The sequence below is a fragment of the Sphingomonas sp. CARO-RG-8B-R24-01 genome (assembly GCF_022662295.1).
Lineage (GTDB): Bacteria > Pseudomonadota > Alphaproteobacteria > Sphingomonadales > Sphingomonadaceae > Sphingomonas.
This window is the reverse complement of the sequence record NZ_JAKNQI010000001.1, coordinates 702,890-719,370: the sequence shown is the minus strand read 5'-3', so window position 1 is coordinate 719,370 and position 16,481 is coordinate 702,890. Positions and strand designations below refer to the sequence as shown.

Annotated in this window: 12 protein-coding genes; 3 read left to right on the top strand and 9 right to left on the bottom strand. The window is 66.0% G+C overall.

What is annotated here, in order from left to right; genetic code table 11:
• Positions 1 to 33 precede the first annotated feature (33 nt).
• The 9 genes from L8G49_RS03465 to L8G49_RS03425 form a co-directional block, all read right to left on the bottom strand.
• A complete protein-coding gene (locus tag L8G49_RS03465; protein ID WP_242137627.1) occupies positions 34 to 342 on the bottom strand; it encodes a hypothetical protein in 309 nt (102 codons plus the stop codon).
• Positions 343 to 367: 25 nt separating this feature from the next.
• Entirely contained in the window at positions 368 to 985 is a 618-nt protein-coding gene (locus tag L8G49_RS03460; RefSeq protein WP_242137626.1) for a general stress protein, read from the bottom strand.
• A gap of 64 nt (positions 986 to 1,049) precedes the next feature.
• The gene (locus L8G49_RS03455; protein WP_242137625.1) at positions 1,050 to 1,307 is read right to left on the bottom strand and encodes a GlsB/YeaQ/YmgE family stress response membrane protein; all 258 of its coding nucleotides are present in this window, start codon (positions 1,305 to 1,307) and stop codon (positions 1,050 to 1,052) included.
• Between the two features lie 119 nt (positions 1,308 to 1,426).
• Positions 1,427 to 2,920: a helix-turn-helix transcriptional regulator gene (locus tag L8G49_RS03450; RefSeq protein ID WP_242182455.1), complete on the bottom strand. Its 1,494-nt coding sequence runs from the start codon at positions 2,918 to 2,920 to the stop codon at positions 1,427 to 1,429.
• Between the two features lie 166 nt (positions 2,921 to 3,086).
• Positions 3,087 to 3,455: a hypothetical protein gene (locus tag L8G49_RS03445; protein WP_242182453.1), complete on the bottom strand. Its 369-nt coding sequence runs from the start codon at positions 3,453 to 3,455 to the stop codon at positions 3,087 to 3,089.
• The gene (locus L8G49_RS03440; protein ID WP_242182451.1) at positions 3,455 to 4,324 is read right to left on the bottom strand and encodes a metallophosphoesterase family protein; all 870 of its coding nucleotides are present in this window, start codon (positions 4,322 to 4,324) and stop codon (positions 3,455 to 3,457) included. Before L8G49_RS03440 ends, L8G49_RS03445 begins: the two co-directional genes overlap by 1 nt.
• Complete coding sequence (locus L8G49_RS03435; protein WP_242182449.1) at positions 4,321 to 5,142, bottom strand: hypothetical protein; 822 nt, start codon at positions 5,140 to 5,142, stop codon at positions 4,321 to 4,323. Before L8G49_RS03435 ends, L8G49_RS03440 begins: the two co-directional genes overlap by 4 nt.
• 210 nt (positions 5,143 to 5,352) lie before the next feature.
• On the bottom strand, positions 5,353 to 7,431 hold the full coding sequence (locus tag L8G49_RS03430) for a beta-galactosidase (protein WP_242182447.1): 2,079 nt from the start codon (positions 7,429 to 7,431) through the stop codon (positions 5,353 to 5,355).
• A gap of 42 nt (positions 7,432 to 7,473) precedes the next feature.
• Entirely contained in the window at positions 7,474 to 9,024 is a 1,551-nt protein-coding gene (locus L8G49_RS03425; RefSeq protein WP_242182445.1) for an alpha-L-fucosidase, read from the bottom strand.
• 402 nt (positions 9,025 to 9,426) lie between these two features.
• Here L8G49_RS03425 and L8G49_RS03420 point away from each other — a divergent pair, with 402 nt between their 5' ends.
• The 3 genes from L8G49_RS03420 to galA all read left to right on the top strand — a co-directional run bounded on the left by L8G49_RS03420 (position 9,427) and on the right by galA (position 16,453).
• The gene (locus tag L8G49_RS03420) at positions 9,427 to 12,291 is read left to right on the top strand and encodes a TonB-dependent receptor (RefSeq protein WP_242182443.1); all 2,865 of its coding nucleotides are present in this window, start codon (positions 9,427 to 9,429) and stop codon (positions 12,289 to 12,291) included.
• Between the two features lie 131 nt (positions 12,292 to 12,422).
• The gene (locus L8G49_RS03415; RefSeq protein ID WP_242182441.1) at positions 12,423 to 13,937 is read left to right on the top strand and encodes a tryptophan halogenase family protein; all 1,515 of its coding nucleotides are present in this window, start codon (positions 12,423 to 12,425) and stop codon (positions 13,935 to 13,937) included.
• Positions 13,934 to 16,453, top strand: a complete 2,520-nt coding sequence (gene galA / locus L8G49_RS03410; RefSeq protein ID WP_242182440.1) for a beta-galactosidase GalA — start codon at positions 13,934 to 13,936, stop codon at positions 16,451 to 16,453. The genes L8G49_RS03415 and galA overlap by 4 nt, the downstream gene beginning before the upstream one ends.
• The last annotated feature ends 28 nt before the right edge of the window (positions 16,454 to 16,481 follow it).

The following is a 16,481-nucleotide window of genomic DNA, read 5'->3' as shown; positions in this document are numbered from 1 at the left end:
GCGCGTCAACGCCGCGCTGCCGCGGTCTTCAGGTTACTTGCCGGTCGAGACGTTGCCCTTGAAGTCCAGCCCGACATGAAGGGTACGCGCGCCCTTCTTGGCAGTGCCGCGCCAGACGCCGTGCGCGTCCTTGGTCAACCCCGAGACATTGGTGAAGCCCGACTTGGCAATGTGCTCGCGCGCCTGCGCCTGGGTGAACGAGTTGGCGCCGCTGCGCGACGCACCGTCGTCGACGGTATGCGCGTCCTTGATCGCCACATTGTTCTTGGCGGGGGACGTCTGGGCGAGCGCGGGGCCGGCGGCGAGTGCCGCGGCGAGCAGGATCGGTGTCGTGATACGCATGTCTTATACTCCTTCGATGCGGGGATCAGGTGCGCGTGTAGCGCGCCCGTTCGGCAGCAATTTCGCTGTCCGAGTAGGCCGGCGCGGTGTCGTCGAACGCGTTCCAGCCCTGCGACTGATACGCCTGGCGACGCTCGGCGACCTGTACCGTGCGGTCGTCGCTGAGGATCGTGCGGGCGGTGGCTGCCATCGGCTCGTCGACCTTTGCGGTGACCAGCGTGCCGCCGCGGCGGACACCCTCGGCATAAACATGCGCGTCGTCCTCGGGAACGCCGGCATGCGTCAGCGCGCCGACCAGGCCGCCTGCGGCTGCGCCGACCAGCGCACCGCCGGCTGCACCTGCGGCCGTCGCCGCCAGCCAACCGGCCGCCACGACCGGGCCGATGCCCGGGATCGCCAGCAGGCCGAGACCCGCGAGCAGCCCGCCGACGCCACCGATCGTGGCCCCGATCCCGGCTCCAGCGCCGGCATCCTCTGCGGCAGGCTCGGCCATGTTGGAGGCACGGTCGGTACCCGCGTCGTCGTGCTTGTCATGCGCGACGATGCTGATGTCGCGATGGGCGACGCCGGCGGCTTCGAGATCCTGCACCGCGCGGCGCGCGTCGTCGTAGCGGTCGAACAAGCCTGTGATGGTCTGTGTCATGATATGTCTCTCCCAAACCCGGACGATAGTCGTCCGGGCGTATGTGTCGTTGCGTGGCAAGGGTTCAGCGGGCGGTGCCGCGGACCACCAGGTGATAGAGGATGAGCACGACGATCGCGCCGATGACGGCGACCACGAGGCTGTAGACGTTCAGACCGGTGACGCCGGCTGCGCCGAACTGGTTGAACAGGAACCCGCCGACCACGGCGCCCACGACACCGAGGACGATGTCGAGCAGCAGTCCTTCACCGCTCTTGTTGACGACCTTGCTGCCGATGAAGCCGGCGACGAGGCCAAGGATGATCCATGCAAGAATGGACATTGACGTTCTCCTCTCAAGCCGGGCGACTGCCCGGATGAGGGGAAGTTAAGGCGGCGGCAGGGTTGGCCAAAGATGCGCGGGCACCCGTTCGATGGGTGCCTCGACACCAATCGCGTCGATTAGTTGGTCGTGTCGAACTCCAGCTGATGCCCGCGGTCGCGCGCCCAGATGATCGCCTCGGCGCGGCTGTGCGCGCCGATCTTCGCGTACAGGCGCGCCACGTGGTTGCGCACGGTATTGCGTTTCAGCGACAGCGCGCTGGCGATCGCATCGTCCGTCTTGCCCTTGGTGATCAGGGCCAGCACCTCGCGTTCGCGCGCGGTGAGATCGACGGTCGGGCTGCCCGAAGCGCCCTTGGCGGCTTTACCCCGCAGGGCTGCCATCCGGTCCATGATCTTCTGGCTCAGCCAGCTCGAATCCTGCATGGCGCCCTCGATCGCGGCGATCAGGTCGAGCTCGGTGCGCTTGCGGTCGCTGATGTCCTGAAACGCGGCGAGGATGCAGAACTGGCCGTTGATCGACACCGTCTCGGCCGACGCGATGCACGTCACCAGCGATCCGGTCCGCGTCTTGACCTGCAGCTCATAGCCGCGGAACGACCCGCTTTCGGAGACCTTCCTTTCAATCTCGCGCCGCGTGGCCGAGCTTTCGAACAGTTCGATTTCGGCGGGCTTGCGGCCTACCACGCTGTCGTGCCCCCAGTCGGTCAGCGCGAGGAAGGCGTGATTGACGTTGAGGATGCGATGCCCGTCCAGGCTGGTCAGCAGCATCGGCACCGGCGCGAAGCGGAACGCGGTGGCGAATCGCTCCTCGCTCTGGCGCAGCGCCATCTCGGCACGTCGGCGTGGCTCGAGATCGGCGAAGGTGAAGATCATGCACGGCTCGTTGTTGGGCATTTCCGCCGGGTGGCCGGCGAGCAGGACGAGCTTCGTGTCGCCATTGGGGAGCGGCAGGTCTGCTTCCATCTGCGGGATGACATCCGCTTCGGCAAGCCGGGCCTTTGCCTTGTCCTTCTCGGCCGCCTGGTCGAGGATGTCGAAATCGTAGAGCGAGCGGCCGACGATCTGGTCCCGCTCCCAGCCGGACAGGTCCAGGAACCCCTCGTTGACCCGCACGTAGCGCAGGTCCGCCAGCCGCACGATCACCGCCGGCGCGGGGTTCGCGTTGAACATGCTTTCGAAGCGTTCCTCCGCCTCGAACGCTTCGGTCGCGTCGCAGATGATCAGCACCAGGCAATCCGGCTGCCCCGCGCGATCGAGCACGAAACCGCGCTCCCGGTGCACCCAGTCGGGTTCCGCCTGATGCGTCTTGCGGACATTCACCACGACATCGTGAAACGCCTCGCCGCGGCACAGCCGGGCGATGGGATAGGCGGCGGGGGGGACGGGTTGGCCGCTGCGCAGGCGCAGGTCGAACCGGTGTCGATACCCGTCGGCAGTACCGCCCAGCTCGGACAGGGCGGTACAGCCGTGCATGGAAAGCGCGGCGGCGTTCGCCCAGACGATCCGGCCGTCGGGCTCGATCAGGATCACGCCGTCGCTGAGGTCCTCGACGATGCGATGCAGCTGCTCCCGGTCGGGCTGCTCGTCGCGTGGTGCTGCGGTCGTGGTCATGCGCCTGGATCTTCCCTGTCAACGGCCCAGCGGACCGACACCGCGCGGACCGCGCCGGCGACGGTCGCGGCATGTCTGGCGCGGGCGTGCGGTCGGTCACGGTCGATCCGCCGGCCGTCCGAACCGGGGCGTCGCACGGCGTGCCCCATCCTCACGTGACCCGCCCTCAATTGTCGAAATACCGGCGCGATTGCGGCATCCGGCGCCGCTTTCGCGTGGCAAAGGCCCAGCAGGTCAGCCCGACGCCGAGTTGCAGCAGGACGACCAGCGCGATCATCAGGATGCTTGCAGCCACGGCCCCGCGCGCGAACGCCAGCGCGGCGAAGGTCGCCACCAGATAGCCCACGCAGGCAGCCAGCACCCGGTTGCGCTGCCGGGGGGTAGGGGCATCGAACGGTGCGACGATCGCCAGGCACGCGGACGCCGCGAGCAATGCGACCGCGACGCCGATCCCGGCTTCCGACACGATGGCGATGATGATCGTTGCCAGCGTCAGGATCGACACGATGGCGGCGCAGAGGCGCAGTCGTAACATTATGATTCTCCTCGACCATCCTCGAGTGGGCGGGGCCGCACGTCAGAGGATTCGGCGGCGGGGACGCGCGCCTGTATGAACGCGATGCTGGATCCGTCCAGCCGGACGGCGGTCAAGACGCCGGTCGCATAGGCGCCGGTGTCGATCCCGATCCGATTCGCCGTGACCACCGGTGCGTCCGAGTTCCAGCTGTGTCCGTGGACGACGACCTTTTCGAAGCGGTGGTCGGACCGCAAAAACTCCTTGCCGATCCACAGGCAATCCTCGTCCTCCTGGCGCGCGAGCGATACGCCGGGCCGCAGCCCGGCATGGACGAAGACGTAATCGCCGCACACGCGCCGGATCGGCAGCGCGCGCAGGAAGTCGAGGTGCGACGCAGGCATCTGGTCCAGCAACTGATCGCGTAGCGCGACGCAGTCTTCCTCCAGCGTGTCGCTGTCCGATTCCGCAACCGCGACCCCGTACGACATCAGCGTCCGCGCGCCGTCGCGCCGCAGCCACGCGAGACTTTCGCCCGGCTGTTCCAGGAAACCCAGCAGCATCTCCTCGTGGTTGCCACGCAGGAAAACGACATCGAGCGCGGGGTGGCGCGCAAGCCAGATCAGCGCGGTGAGGACATTCGATGTTTCCGGGCCACGGTCGACGTAATCCCCGCAAAAGACCAACAACGGAGGCGCTGCGCTCGCAAGCGTCGCAAGGTCCGCGACGATCGCCTCGAGCAACGCGGACAGCTGTCTATAGCAGCCGTGGATATCGCCAATCGCGAAAATGACCCGGCCGTCGGTCGACCGTGCGCGGGCCGCGGGGGACCCATGCGGCGATCGCAAGATCCGTACACCGCTCGCTGGCATTGCGGCGTCGATCGTCACTCACCGTTCCCCTGGCGCGCCCGATCGAGCTGATCGGCGAGCCGGTCATACCGCTGGATCGTCCCGTCCGGATCATCCTGCGCCAGGTCGCGCGCGCGCCGCCAGCGCTGGTTGATCTCGGTGAGTTGCCACGTCGGCACGCCGCCTTGCCGCGCCTGGCGATAGGCACGCCGAAGCCGCGCGTCGGCCGCCAGGACGTCCTGATAGATGCAGCGATCCTCGTTGCTTCCGGGTGGGCATCGGCCGGCGCTCGCGGCATCCTCCGCATCGGTGCGCGCGCGGAAAGACGGTGAAACGCGGTTGCCGGGCGCCGATGCCGCAGGCGTCGCGGAGCGGGTTCTGGTGGCGGCATAGGCCGGTCGTACGGCCGGTCTCGGCCGTGGCGAAACGGCTGCCGGCATTCTCGCGAGCGGCACCGATCCGGCGGCTGCGGCCGCGTTCGCCATGGTCACGTCCCCGCCGCCATTTTCTTGGGGCATCGGTGACGCATCGTCCGATCCGGTCGGCATATCGGACGGCATCGGCCGCGGTGGCGTGGGGGACGTCGGTACGACTGCCGCATAAGCCTTTGCCGGGGGCGTGGCGGCGGCCCTGGACGGGGGCGTTTGCGCCTGGCGGACATAGCCGATCGCAAGCGCGGTCGTCGCGAGCAGCACGAGCGCGGGCGCCGCGAACGTCACGGCGCGTCCCTTCCGCCACCGGCGCGCAGGTACCGGGCGGTCCGCCAGCGGGATTGCCGGCACGCTTCGATCGTTCAGCGGCCGGAAAATCCGATCCATGTCGGCAGCCACGGATTTCGTGGGAGGATTGATCGCCATCGCCCTGTTCCTTGCCGCGCGACCCTTGCGGTGAACGCCTGTACTTCGGCTTAACCGGTATCAGGAACACGCCGGGGGCACCAAGGGTCCATTCGGGTGGGCAGCGCGCGCGGACGAGGATGCGAAGAACTTGCAACGCGCGACGGATGGTCGGGAACGCTCCCCGGACGACGCGCGGCTTTCCCTAGGTAGCGGATCGGCGGCCGGGTCCTACTGAACGAGCTCCACCCCATATGGCGGCAGCGCGAGCGTGCCGGCGTGGGACTGTTTCGACAATATGCCCCGCTTCGTGCCGGTGAACGATACGGTGACCGGAGCCTGTGTCGTGTTGACGTAGAGCGTACGCCCATCGACGTCGCGAGCGATGACACCGGCGGGGGTGTCGGGACCACGCTTGATCCCCAGCGCGGGATATAACGAGCGAACCAGCGGCCCGAGCAGTTCGGACTGCGGCGCGGTCGCGACGTAGATCGCCTGGCCCTTGCCGTAATGGTTGATCGTGATTGCCGGGCTCTTCTGCGGCGTATTGTCGAACGTGGCGAGCGGTGTCGCGGTGCTCGGCTCGAGGATTTCGTAATAGGGGTCGCTGCCGGTCAGCGTCTGGCCCTTGAACGAAACCTTCAGCGGTTGCTCGGACCGGTAAAAGGCGTTGGTCCGGACGCCGAACACATCGCCAAGGCGACCGGGCAGGGGCGTCTCGAACCATTTGCCGGTCTCATCGACCTTCGCCGAATAGCCGGTCATGATCACCGTTCCGCCATTCGCGACATATTTCCGCACGGCGGCGGCTGTCGGAGCGTCCATGACATAGGCGCTCGGCAGGATCGCGAGCTTGTATCTGGCGAGCGAATCGTGACCGAAATCGATCACCGCGGCGTCGATATTGTCCTCGAACAGCGGGCGATAGGCCGCCTGTTCGAACTTGCTGTAATCACCCTTGAAATATTCCTGCATCGTATTGGGGCCGGGGGGCGGGCTGGTCAGCCAATAGCTCTGGTACGAGAAGTTCACCGCCACTTGCGGCGGATCGTAGCGCGGGAAGCCGAGCGTCTTCAGCGTCTTGAACTCGCGCGCGAGCTGCGCGAACTCGTCGACCTTCCAGGATGGCCGGCCGTCATGATCGACCAGCCCGAACAGTGCCTGCTCCTCGCCGCCGCTGTGCGAGTTGAAGGTCCAGGCGAGGAAACTCTGCGTATAATAGATCAGCCCGAAATAGGCCCACATCCGCGACCGGCCGGGCGTTCCGTAATAGCCGCCGCCGCCGGCGGTGAATTCGTTGAACCACATCGGCGTGTCATGGCCCGCGCGGTTGGACATCACGTCGAACGCGGCGCCGACCGGATCACCTGGATAGAAGCCCTGCGCGCCATAGGTCGAGATCTTGTCCCAGGCGCGCAGATAGTCGAATCCCTTGGATCCTGCGTTCGGCCAGAAGTTCGAGGCGACGGGCAAATTGGGGGCGAATTGCTTGCGCACCGCCTCCAGCTCCTCGAGCGCACCGACCGTGTCGTCGGACCAGAAGCGGTGGAGGTCGAGGTAGCGTTCGTTCGGGCCGGGGCCGCGTTCATAGGGCAGGTCGACCTGGTCCCAGCTGTTGATCCGGCGTGACCAGCGCTGCGTTGCCCAAGCCGTGTTGAGCGCCGCGATCGTACCGTAGCGGCGTTTCAGCCACGCGACGAAGCGCGTCCGATCGGCGGGCGAATAGGACATGTGTCCATTGCCGATCTCATTGTCATAGCCGAGTGCGATCACCGCCGGATTGTGCGCGTAGCGCTCCATCATCTTCTGCGCGAGGCGCGCCGCCAGGCGGCGATAGTCGGGGTCGCTGATATTGTCCCAATAGCGGCTCGCGGCGTTGAGGCGCACGCCGTCCTGGTTGACGATATCGACGCCGGGATAGTGTTTGTGCAGCCAGATCGGCGCGGGCTGCCCGGGAATGTCGACGATCACGCGGATCCCGGCGGCGTGCATCTGCGCGATCACGTCGTCGAACCACTTGAAGTCGAAGCGGCCTTCCTCCGGCTCGATCGAATCCCACGACAGGTCCCCCATGCGCACCATCGTCATGCCGGCGCGCTTCATGATCGCAATGTCCTGGCGGATCTGTTCGGGGCTGCGATCGATCGGCTGATAGCAGGTGCCGACGAACAGCGCCCCCTTGCCGGGCCAGTCGGGATGGCCGACCGCGCTCTGCGCGCGTGCCGACGGGGTGAACGCGTTCGGCACAAGGCCGCTGGAGAGCGAGAGCGCGAGCGCAATTCCGGCTAGGCGAGCAGGGCGACGATTCATGGCAGGTCCTTCGTATCGCGTATCGCGTATCGGGGGGTGGCGTCAGGCCCGGTGGATGCGGAAGACGCTGGCATGGCGGGTCGGCAGCCGCGCGGGGACGTCGATCGACAGCGCGCTGGCGGTCTGGCGGAAGGGCACCGGCCCGGCACCGAGCACGTCGACCCCGACCACGCGCCCCTGCGAATGCGCCGCGCCGCTGCGCAGCGCGGTGATCTCGGTGACGCCCCGTGGTTCCCCCAGCGTGATCGCGTAGAGCAGGTTGCCCTTGGTCGTGAAGCGGATGTCCCGCGGGGAATAGTCAGCCTTTTCCTTAAACATGCCCTCCGCGGCCTCGGTCGGCCCCTCGCCGAATTGCGTCCACGGGCGCGTGCCGTGGATCGCCTCGCCATTCACGGCCATCCACGCGGCGAGGTCGCTCAACAGGCGGTCGGATTCGGGCGGCAGGGACCCGTCGGCGCGCAGGACGACGTTCAGCAGCATGTTGCCATTCTTGCTGACGATGTCGGCGAGCATCGTGACGATCTCGTTCGACGTCTTGTACTTGACGTCGTCGCTGTAGAACCAGTCGCCGTTGGACGTGTCGGTCTGCCAGGGAAGCGGGTTGATCCCCTTGAGCACGCCGCGCTCGACGTCCTGCACCATGCCTTCCTTGAAAAACTCGCCGGTGCCGGAATCCTTGCAGTTGTACACCGCCTCCAGCTGCCCGGTCCGCGCGATGCTGCTGTTGTACAGGTGCGCGACCAGGCTGCGGCCGACCGCGCCGAATGGTAATCCGCCATCGGAATAGAGCAGATCGGGCTGATACCCATCGACCAGGTCGCGGATCCGCCTGAGCCACAGCTGATGATACGCGGGGTTGGTGGTGTACCAACTCGCCTTGGTGTCGATGAACGGCTCGGTGCGATTGTCGTGATACAGATCGGCATAGGCCGGATTGGCACCGTCATAGGGAATGCCGAGCTTCGGCCAGAACTGGTCATACAGGTGATTGGGATACCACCAGTTGTGGCTCGCGCCGAGGTGTTCGGAAACGCCGAAGCGCAGGCCCTGCCGCTTCGCGGCGGTTTGCCAGGCGCCGACGACGTCGCGCTTCGGCCCCATCGCGGCCGCGTTCCAGCGGTTGTGCTTCGACGCCCACAAGTCGAAATTGTCGTGGTGGACGCCCATCGACACGAAGTATTTCGCGCCGGCGCTGGCGTAGCGCGCCATCAGCGCTTCGGGATCCCAGCGCTCGGCCCGCCATAGCGGGATGATGTCCTTATACCCTCTTTCCGAGGGATGACCGTAGGTCTTGAGATGATGGTCGTAATGCGGGTGGCCCGGGACGTACATCCAGCGCGCGTACCAGTCGCCGCGGCCCGGAACGGCCTGCGGCCCCCAATGCGCCCAGATCCCGAACTTCGCATCCTTGAACCATTCGGGCGTGCTGTACGTCGCGAGCGATGCATGCGTCGCATCGAACCGGCCGTTGGCAATCGCCCCGGGCGCCATCGCGCGCGGTGCGGCCAGCGCGGGCGCCGCGCGGCCTAGCGCACCGGCGCCGAGGGCGGCGAGCGGTCCGCACAGGATCTCGCGCTTGCTGAAGGTCGTCATCTCTCTCTCCCGCGGATGGACGTGCCATCCAGTTGGATCGCCCGAGCGGCCGTTGCCGCCCGGTTTTTCCCCCGCGCCGTCGCGGCGTTGCCACGCGCAGCCGCAGCAACCCACGGAACGCCACGTTGCGACCCTGTCGGCGCAGCTCCGTCATTCCATTCCCGGTCCATGCTCGCAACGGAGCCCAGGAACGCTTTCATGGGTGCAATATAACTCTCTTGGATGCAAGCCACGACCTGTCGAAAACACGCTTGGGATAGCACTTATAAATTCCTGTTTTCATATGTGATGATGTGCGGTATGCAGCTCGCGAGCCCGGACAGGGACATGGGGAGGGGATCGATGAGGGATACGATACGCATTCTTGCTGGGGTTTCGGGGCTGGCCGTCAGCATCTGCAGCATGTCGACGCTTGCCCAGGCGCAGGCCCAGGCGGCGCCCGATCCGCAGCCGAGCGGAACCGTGACGACCGCCGCCGCGCCCGCGGGACAGGCCGACGATGCTTCCGCGCCGGTCGATATCGTCGTGACCGGGTTGCGCGGCAGCCTCGCCTCTGCGCAGGCGATCAAGCAGAATTCCGAGCAGATCATTGATTCGATCACGGCCCAGGACATCGGCAAGTTTCCCGACAGTAACGTCGCAGAGGCGTTGCAGCGGATCCCCGGAATCCAGATCCAGCGCAATCTCGGCGAAGGCAGCGCCGTCGCGATCCGCGGGCTGAGCGAAGTCCGCACCGAACTCAACGGCCACGATATCTTCTCGGCCAATGGCGGCGTCGGGCTGTCGTTCGAGGATGTCGGCCCGGACTTGCTGTCGCGCCTCGACGTCTACAAGAACCCCTCGGCCGAGATGATCGAAGGGTCGCTCGGCGGCACGATCGATCTGCGCACGCGCATGCCGTTCGATGCGTCGGGCCAGATCGTCTCGGCGACCGGATCGGCGACGCGCTACGATCTCGCCAAGAAGAACGGCTACGGCTTTTCGGCCTTGTACAGCAATCGCTGGCATACCGGCATCGGCGAGATCGGCTTCCTGTTGAACGGGTCGTTCCAGACCACGTCGTTCCGGCAGGATCTCGATCAGGTCGAGCCGTACATCTACCACGGGCCGAACCCCAGCCCCGACAGCTCTCCGCAGCAATCCTCGGCGGTGCCGGGCTATCCCAACCAGGATATCCAGGTGCAGCAGGGCGGCGGCTTCAACGTCGCGCAGGGCGATCGGCGGCGGATCAGCGGGTCGGCCGTCCTGCAATGGCGACCGGCCAGCAATCTCGACATCTACGCGCAGGTACTGACCAGCGACTATCGGTTCCGCGATACCGGCGTGTCGTATTTCGCGACCGACCAGGGTGCCGCTCCGACCGGGACGTACACCGTCGTGAACGGTGTCGCGACGTCGGGCTCGCTGGCCAATCCGGGCGGATCGTCGGTTACCTACGGGTCGACCCGCAAGACGCGCACCACCGACTACAGCACGGGCGCCAAATGGGCGATCACCCGGCGGCTGCATCTGGGCGTCGATTATCAGCACATCGACGCCAAGGTCGATCAGGATTCGCTCAACCTGACGATCAATCCCTACACCAGCACCAACGGGGTCGCCGGGGTGTTCAACGCGACCTACAATTATACGTTCGACAACCGGGGTGCCTTTCCCACGCAGCTCGCGACGGACCCGGCGACCGGCAAGGCCTCGACCTTCTTCGCCGACCCGGCGAACTACGGCTTCACCGCGGTTCAGCCCGATCGCACCAGGAACACCGCCACGGGCGACAGCGTCCGTGCCGACCTGACCTGGGACTTCGACGATGGAGGGTTCCTGCACAGCCTGACCGCCGGCGCGCGCTACAGCGGCAAGACCGCCATCAACCGCGACACCAACATCAACAACTGGCAGACGATCGGCGGGACTTGCGCCAACTGGTCGAGCGCGGCCAATTGCCATCCCGTGTCGGCGCATCCCGAGTTCGTCGAGAACAATCCCGGCCAGGCAACGCTGTTCCGCGGTGCCGGCACGAGCTCGGTGTTCGGGCCGATCCTGCAATGGAACCTGTACGACGCGCAGCATCCCGAGTCGGCATTCGCACATATCAAGCAGATCAGCGGCCAGACCATCGGCTTCGGATCGCTGGATGATCCGACGCAATCGACGACCAGCACCGTGAAGGAGGACGACTACGCGGCGTATTTCCGCGCGGCGTTCGGAACGACGCTCGCGGGGGTCGATTTCGACGGCAATGCCGGCTTGCGCTATGTGCGCACGAGCGAGAGCGGCCAGGGCTTCCAGGTGCTGAGCTATCGCACGGCAGGCGGGGCGACCCCGACCAGCACATCGATCGTGGCGCCCTATAGCGGCGGGCGGGAATACGCTTTCTGGCTGCCGAGCCTCAACGTGCGTTTCCATGTCGCGCCCAAGCTGCAGGCGCGGCTGGCTTTCTCGAAGAACATCTTCCGTCCGACCTTCAACCAGCTCAACCCCAGCTTTACGCTGTCGCCGACCTACAACGCCTCGGACGCGACGCCGCTGACGGTGAACTCCAATCAACCCTACAATGCGACGACCAACCCCTATCAGGGAACCGGGTCGGTATCAGGCAATCCCAACCTGAAACCGGAACAGGTCACGTCGTTCGATGCGTCGCTCGAATGGTATTTCCAGAAGGACGGCTATATTTCGCTGACGGGGTTCAAGAAGAACCTGCGCAACGTCATTGCCAACACCAACTACCTGCAAACGCAGACGATCCCCAGCGTGGGGGCGGTGCAGTTCAACGTATCGTCGGTGGCGAACATCGCGACGGGGTATGTTCAGGGCTTTGAAATCGCCGGTCAGAAGTTCTTCGATTTCCTGCCGGGTGCCTTGTCCGGGTTCGGTGTCTCGGCGAACTATACGCTGGCCGATAGCGCCACCTCCGCCGAGTTGCTCGGCAAGTCGATCCCCCTTATCAACCTGTCGCGCAACAGCTACAACCTCATCGCGCTGTACGACAAATACGGGATCAACGCCCGCGTGGCCTATAACTGGCGCGACAAGTTCCTCGATTCGATCAGCGAGAACGGCGCCGCGAACATCCCGATCTACTTCAAATCCTATGGGTCGCTCGATGCGTCGATCAGTTATGATTTCTCGAAGCGCATATCGCTGACGCTCGACGGTCAGAACCTCACGGACACCGTCAACTACAGTTACCAGGGCCAGCCGCAATATCTGCGCAACTACCAGATCAACGATCGGCGCGTATCGGTCCGGTTGCGTGTCGGGCTGTAATGCGCTTGCTAGATCGATCAACGATCCGGCATTCTCCTTCCTTCGGCGGCCACGGGATCCGTGGCCGCCAAGGTTTTTGGCGGTGTGCGCGTGATTTCGTTTAGACCGGGGCGAACGGAACAGGGCGGCCGATGCGACACCAACCGGTAAAGCGCGTGTTGATCGTGGGCGGCGGCACTGCCGGCTGGATGGCGGCGGCGGTGCTCGCCAAGAGCTTTCCGGCCGAGGCGCTGGCGGTGACGGTCGTCGAATCCGCCGAGATCGGCACGGTCGGCGTCGGCGAGGCGACGATCCCGCCGATCCTGCAACTCAACGCGCTGTTGGGGCTAGACGAGGACGAACTCGTCCGGCGCACGCAGGCGACCTACAAGCTCGGGATCGAATTCCGCGATTGGGGCGCGCTCGGGGAGCGCTACTTTCATCCCTTTGGCAGCTATGGCGCCGATCTTGGCGGGGTCGCCTTCCATCATCACTGGCTGCGCACCGGCGCGGGCGCGCTCCCCGACTATTCGATGTGCACGCTTGCCGCCTATGCGGGCAAGTTCGGCCGTCCGAGCGATGACCCCCGCAACGTCTTGTCGCGAATGTCCTACGCGCTCCACTTCGACGCCGTGCTGTATGCGGATGTCTTGCGCGAACTCGCCATCGCCAATGGCGCGACGTCGGTGGAGGGGCGGATCGTCGATGTGACGCTCGACGGCGAAAGCGGCTTCGTCGATCGCGTCCAGCTCGCCGATGGCCAGAGCCTCGCGGCGGATCTCTACATCGACTGCTCGGGTTTCCGTGGACTGTTGATCGAGCAGGCGCTCGGGACCGGTTACCTCGACTGGTCGCACTGGTTGCCGATGAACCGCGCGCTTGCCGTGCCGACCGCGGTCACAGGCGCTCCGCTGCCCTATACCCGATCGCACGCCGGGAGCGCAGGGTGGCGCTGGCGCATTCCGCTGCAGCACCGGGTCGGCAACGGCCACGTCTATTGCAGCGAGTTCATCGACGACGATGCCGCCGAAGCGCAATTGCGCGCGGGTCTCGATGCCGCGCCCCTCGCGGAACCCCGCAAGCTGCAATTCACGACGGGGCGCCGCCGGCTGTCCTGGAACAAGAACGTCGTCGCGCTCGGGCTGGCCGCGGGCTTCATCGAGCCGCTCGAATCGACCAGTATCCACCTGATCCAGCGCGGCATCGTCACGCTGATGTCGCTCTTTCCGGGCAACGGCTTCGCGCAGCCGGAGATCGACCTCTACAACCGCCTGATGCAGACCGAGGTCGAGGCGGTGCGCGATTTCGTCATCCTGCATTACAAGCAGACGCGCCGCGACGACACGCCGTTCTGGCGCCACACGCGCGCCATGGCGATCCCCGACAGCCTGGCGGAGCGGATGGCGGTGTTCGCCAATCTGGGCCGGGTCCTGCTCGATCCGGGCGAGCTGTTCCGCGATACGAGCTGGCTCTCGGTGATGCTTGGCCAAGGCCTCGTCCCGCGCGGGCATGACCCGCTCGCGGACGCATGGCCCGAGGCGCACGTCCGCGCGCAGCTGGAGCGCATGCGCACGGTGATACGCCAGGGCGTGTCGGTGTTGCCAACCCATCGCGATTTTCTCAGCGGCGTTCGCGTCGCGCCAATGGGCCGGGAGCCGAAGCCATGACGCAGATAACGCGCCGACTGCTGGTGGGTGGTGGACTGGCGCTACCGACGGTCGCTTCGCTATTGCCACCCGGGCGTGCCGCCGCGCAGCCCGACGGCAGCGCGCCGCGCATCGCGGACAGTCCCGCAGCGCTGGCGCCGCGGGAGCGGATACGGTTCGATCGCGATTGGCGCTTTGCGCTCGGCCACGGGACCGACCCGTCGAAGGATTTCGATTTCGGTATCGGTCAGGCCGATTTCTCGAAGACCGGGATCATCAAGATCGCGACGGCGGCGTTCGATGACAAGGCGTGGCGATCGCTCGATTTGCCACACGACTGGGCGGTCGAGCTGCCGTTCGTGCAGGACGACACAGGCGCGGGGGATTCGCAATTGCGCTCGCATGGCTATCGCCCGCTCGGGCGGCGCTATCCGGCGACCAGCGTCGGCTGGTATCGGCGCAGCTTCAATATTCCCAAAAGCGATCTCGGGCGGCGCATCACGATCGAATTCGACGGTGCGATGCGCGACGTGCTGGTGTTCGTCAACGGCTGCTTCATCGGTCGCAACGACAATGGATACGCGCCGTTCCGCTTCGATTGCACCGACTTCCTCGAGTATGGCGGGACGAACGTCATCGCGGTTCGCGTCGATGCGAGTTTCGGCGACGGCTGGTTTTACGAAGGCGCGGGCCTGTATCGCCACGTCTGGCTGAGCAAGACCGACCCGGTCCATTTCGGCGCGTGGGAGACCGTCGTGCGGGCCGTGCCCGGGGCGGGCGGAGCGATGCTCGACCTCGTCACCACCGTCGAGAATATGGCGCGCGTCCCCGCCGATGCTGCGCTGGACTGGACGATCGTCGACGCCCGCGGTGCCGTGGTCGCGCGGGCAACGGCGCCGGTCCAGGCGATCGCGCCGGCGGGATCGGCGACGTACCGCACCAGCGCGCGCGTGACGAACCCGGCCTTATGGTCGCTGGACACGCCCCATCTCTATACCGCGGTAGTCAAGGTCGTCGCGAACGGCACGGTCCGCGATGCCGAGACGGTCAGCTTCGGCATTCGCAGCGCGCGCTTCGACGCCGATCGCGGCTTCTTCCTCAACGACACGCCGATCAAGATCCAGGGGACGTGCAACCATCAGGATCATGCCGGCGTCGGCGCGGCCTTGCCCGATCGTCTGCAGGCGTTTCGGCTGGGCGTGCTCAAGGGCATGGGCTGCAACGCCGTCCGCACGTCGCACAACATGCCGACGCCCGAATGGGTCGAGGCGTGCGACCGGATGGGGGTGATGATGCTCTGCGAGACGCGCCAGATGAGCTCGAACCCGAGCGGGATGGCCGAGCTGGAGCGGATGGTGAAGCGGTTTCGCAATTCGCCGTCGATCATCGGCTGGTCGATCGGCAACGAGGAATTTCTGCTCCAGCAGGGCGCGCTGGCGCCGCAGGGGACGCGGATCGCGCAGGCGATGGTCGATCGCTGCCATGCGCTCGATCCGACCCGGCCCGTCACGGCTGCGGTCAACTGGAACAACGAGGCAGGGCCATCCGAACCGCTCGACATCGTCGGATTCAACTACCACCCGGAATTTCCGGAGCCGTTCCACAAGGCGCATCCGGCTCGGCCGATCTACGGATCGGAAACGTCGAGCGCGATCGCCACGCGCGGCGAATATCGCACCGATGCCGCGCGACACACCATGAGTTCGTATGACGGTGTCGTCGGTTGGGGCACGACGCCCGAGCAGTGGTGGAGCCAGTATGGCGCGCATGACTGGCTCGCCGGCGGATTCGCCTGGACCGGGTTCGATTATCGCGGCGAACCCACACCTTATGCCTGGCCGTCCAACAGCTCGCAATTCGGGATCGTCGACCTGTGTGGTTTCCCGAAGGACTATTATTACTATTACAAGGCCTGGTGGAGCACCGCGCCAAGCCTGCATCTCTTCCCACACTGGAACTGGGCCGGGCAGGAGGGGAAGCCGGTTTCGGTCTGGGTCTATTCCAACCTGGACGACATCGAGCTGTTGCTGAACGGGCAGAGCCTCGGTCGCAAGCCGATGCCGCGCCTCAAACATGTCGCGTGGCAAGTGCCGTATGCCCCCGGCGTGATCGAGGCGATCGGCCGGCGCAACGGCCAGGTCGTGTTGCGCGAACGTCGTGAAACGACCGGGCCGGGGCGCCGCCTCCGCCTGGCCGCCGACCGTATGACGATTGCGGCGGACGGGCGCGATGTCGCGGTGCTGACGGTCGACCTGCTAGATGCCCGTGGGCGCCCGGTGCCGACCGCAAACGACGCGTTGCAGTTCAGCGTGGCCGGGGCAGGCAAGCTCCTTGGCGTCGGCAACGGCAATCCCAACAGCCTGGAAAGCGATACCGCGCCGCAACGCGCCTTGTTCAACGGCCTCGCGCAGTTGATCGTGCAATCGACCGGTCGCCCGGGTGCGATCATGGTCGACGCGGTCGCCGCCAGCGGGCAAGGGAGTCCCGTCCTGCCCGCATCGGTAAGGCTGACCGCTGTCCAGGCGCCTACGTCATAACGCGCCGAACGCGCAGCAGAACTACGGG

Excerpts from the sequence above, each read along its gene's own strand:
- L8G49_RS03455 (WP_242137625.1), bottom strand. The coding sequence starts at position 1,307 with ATGTCCATTCTTGCATGGATCATCCTTGGCCTCGTCGCCGGCTTCATC.
- L8G49_RS03420 (WP_242182443.1), top strand. The coding sequence starts at position 9,427 with ATGTCGACGCTTGCCCAGGCGCAGGCCCAGGCGGCGCCCGATCCGCAG.
- galA (WP_242182440.1), top strand. The coding sequence starts at position 13,934 with ATGACGCAGATAACGCGCCGACTGCTGGTGGGTGGTGGACTGGCGCTA.
- L8G49_RS03445 (WP_242182453.1), bottom strand. The coding sequence starts at position 3,455 with ATGTTACGACTGCGCCTCTGCGCCGCCATCGTGTCGATCCTGACGCTG.
- L8G49_RS03425 (WP_242182445.1), bottom strand. The coding sequence starts at position 9,024 with ATGACGACCTTCAGCAAGCGCGAGATCCTGTGCGGACCGCTCGCCGCC.
- L8G49_RS03430 (WP_242182447.1), bottom strand. The coding sequence starts at position 7,431 with ATGAATCGTCGCCCTGCTCGCCTAGCCGGAATTGCGCTCGCGCTCTCG.
- L8G49_RS03460 (WP_242137626.1), bottom strand. The coding sequence starts at position 985 with ATGACACAGACCATCACAGGCTTGTTCGACCGCTACGACGACGCGCGC.
- L8G49_RS03435 (WP_242182449.1), bottom strand. The coding sequence starts at position 5,142 with ATGGCGATCAATCCTCCCACGAAATCCGTGGCTGCCGACATGGATCGG.
- L8G49_RS03415 (WP_242182441.1), top strand. The coding sequence starts at position 12,423 with ATGCGACACCAACCGGTAAAGCGCGTGTTGATCGTGGGCGGCGGCACT.
- L8G49_RS03465 (WP_242137627.1), bottom strand. The coding sequence starts at position 342 with ATGCGTATCACGACACCGATCCTGCTCGCCGCGGCACTCGCCGCCGGC.
- L8G49_RS03450 (WP_242182455.1), bottom strand. The coding sequence starts at position 2,920 with ATGACCACGACCGCAGCACCACGCGACGAGCAGCCCGACCGGGAGCAG.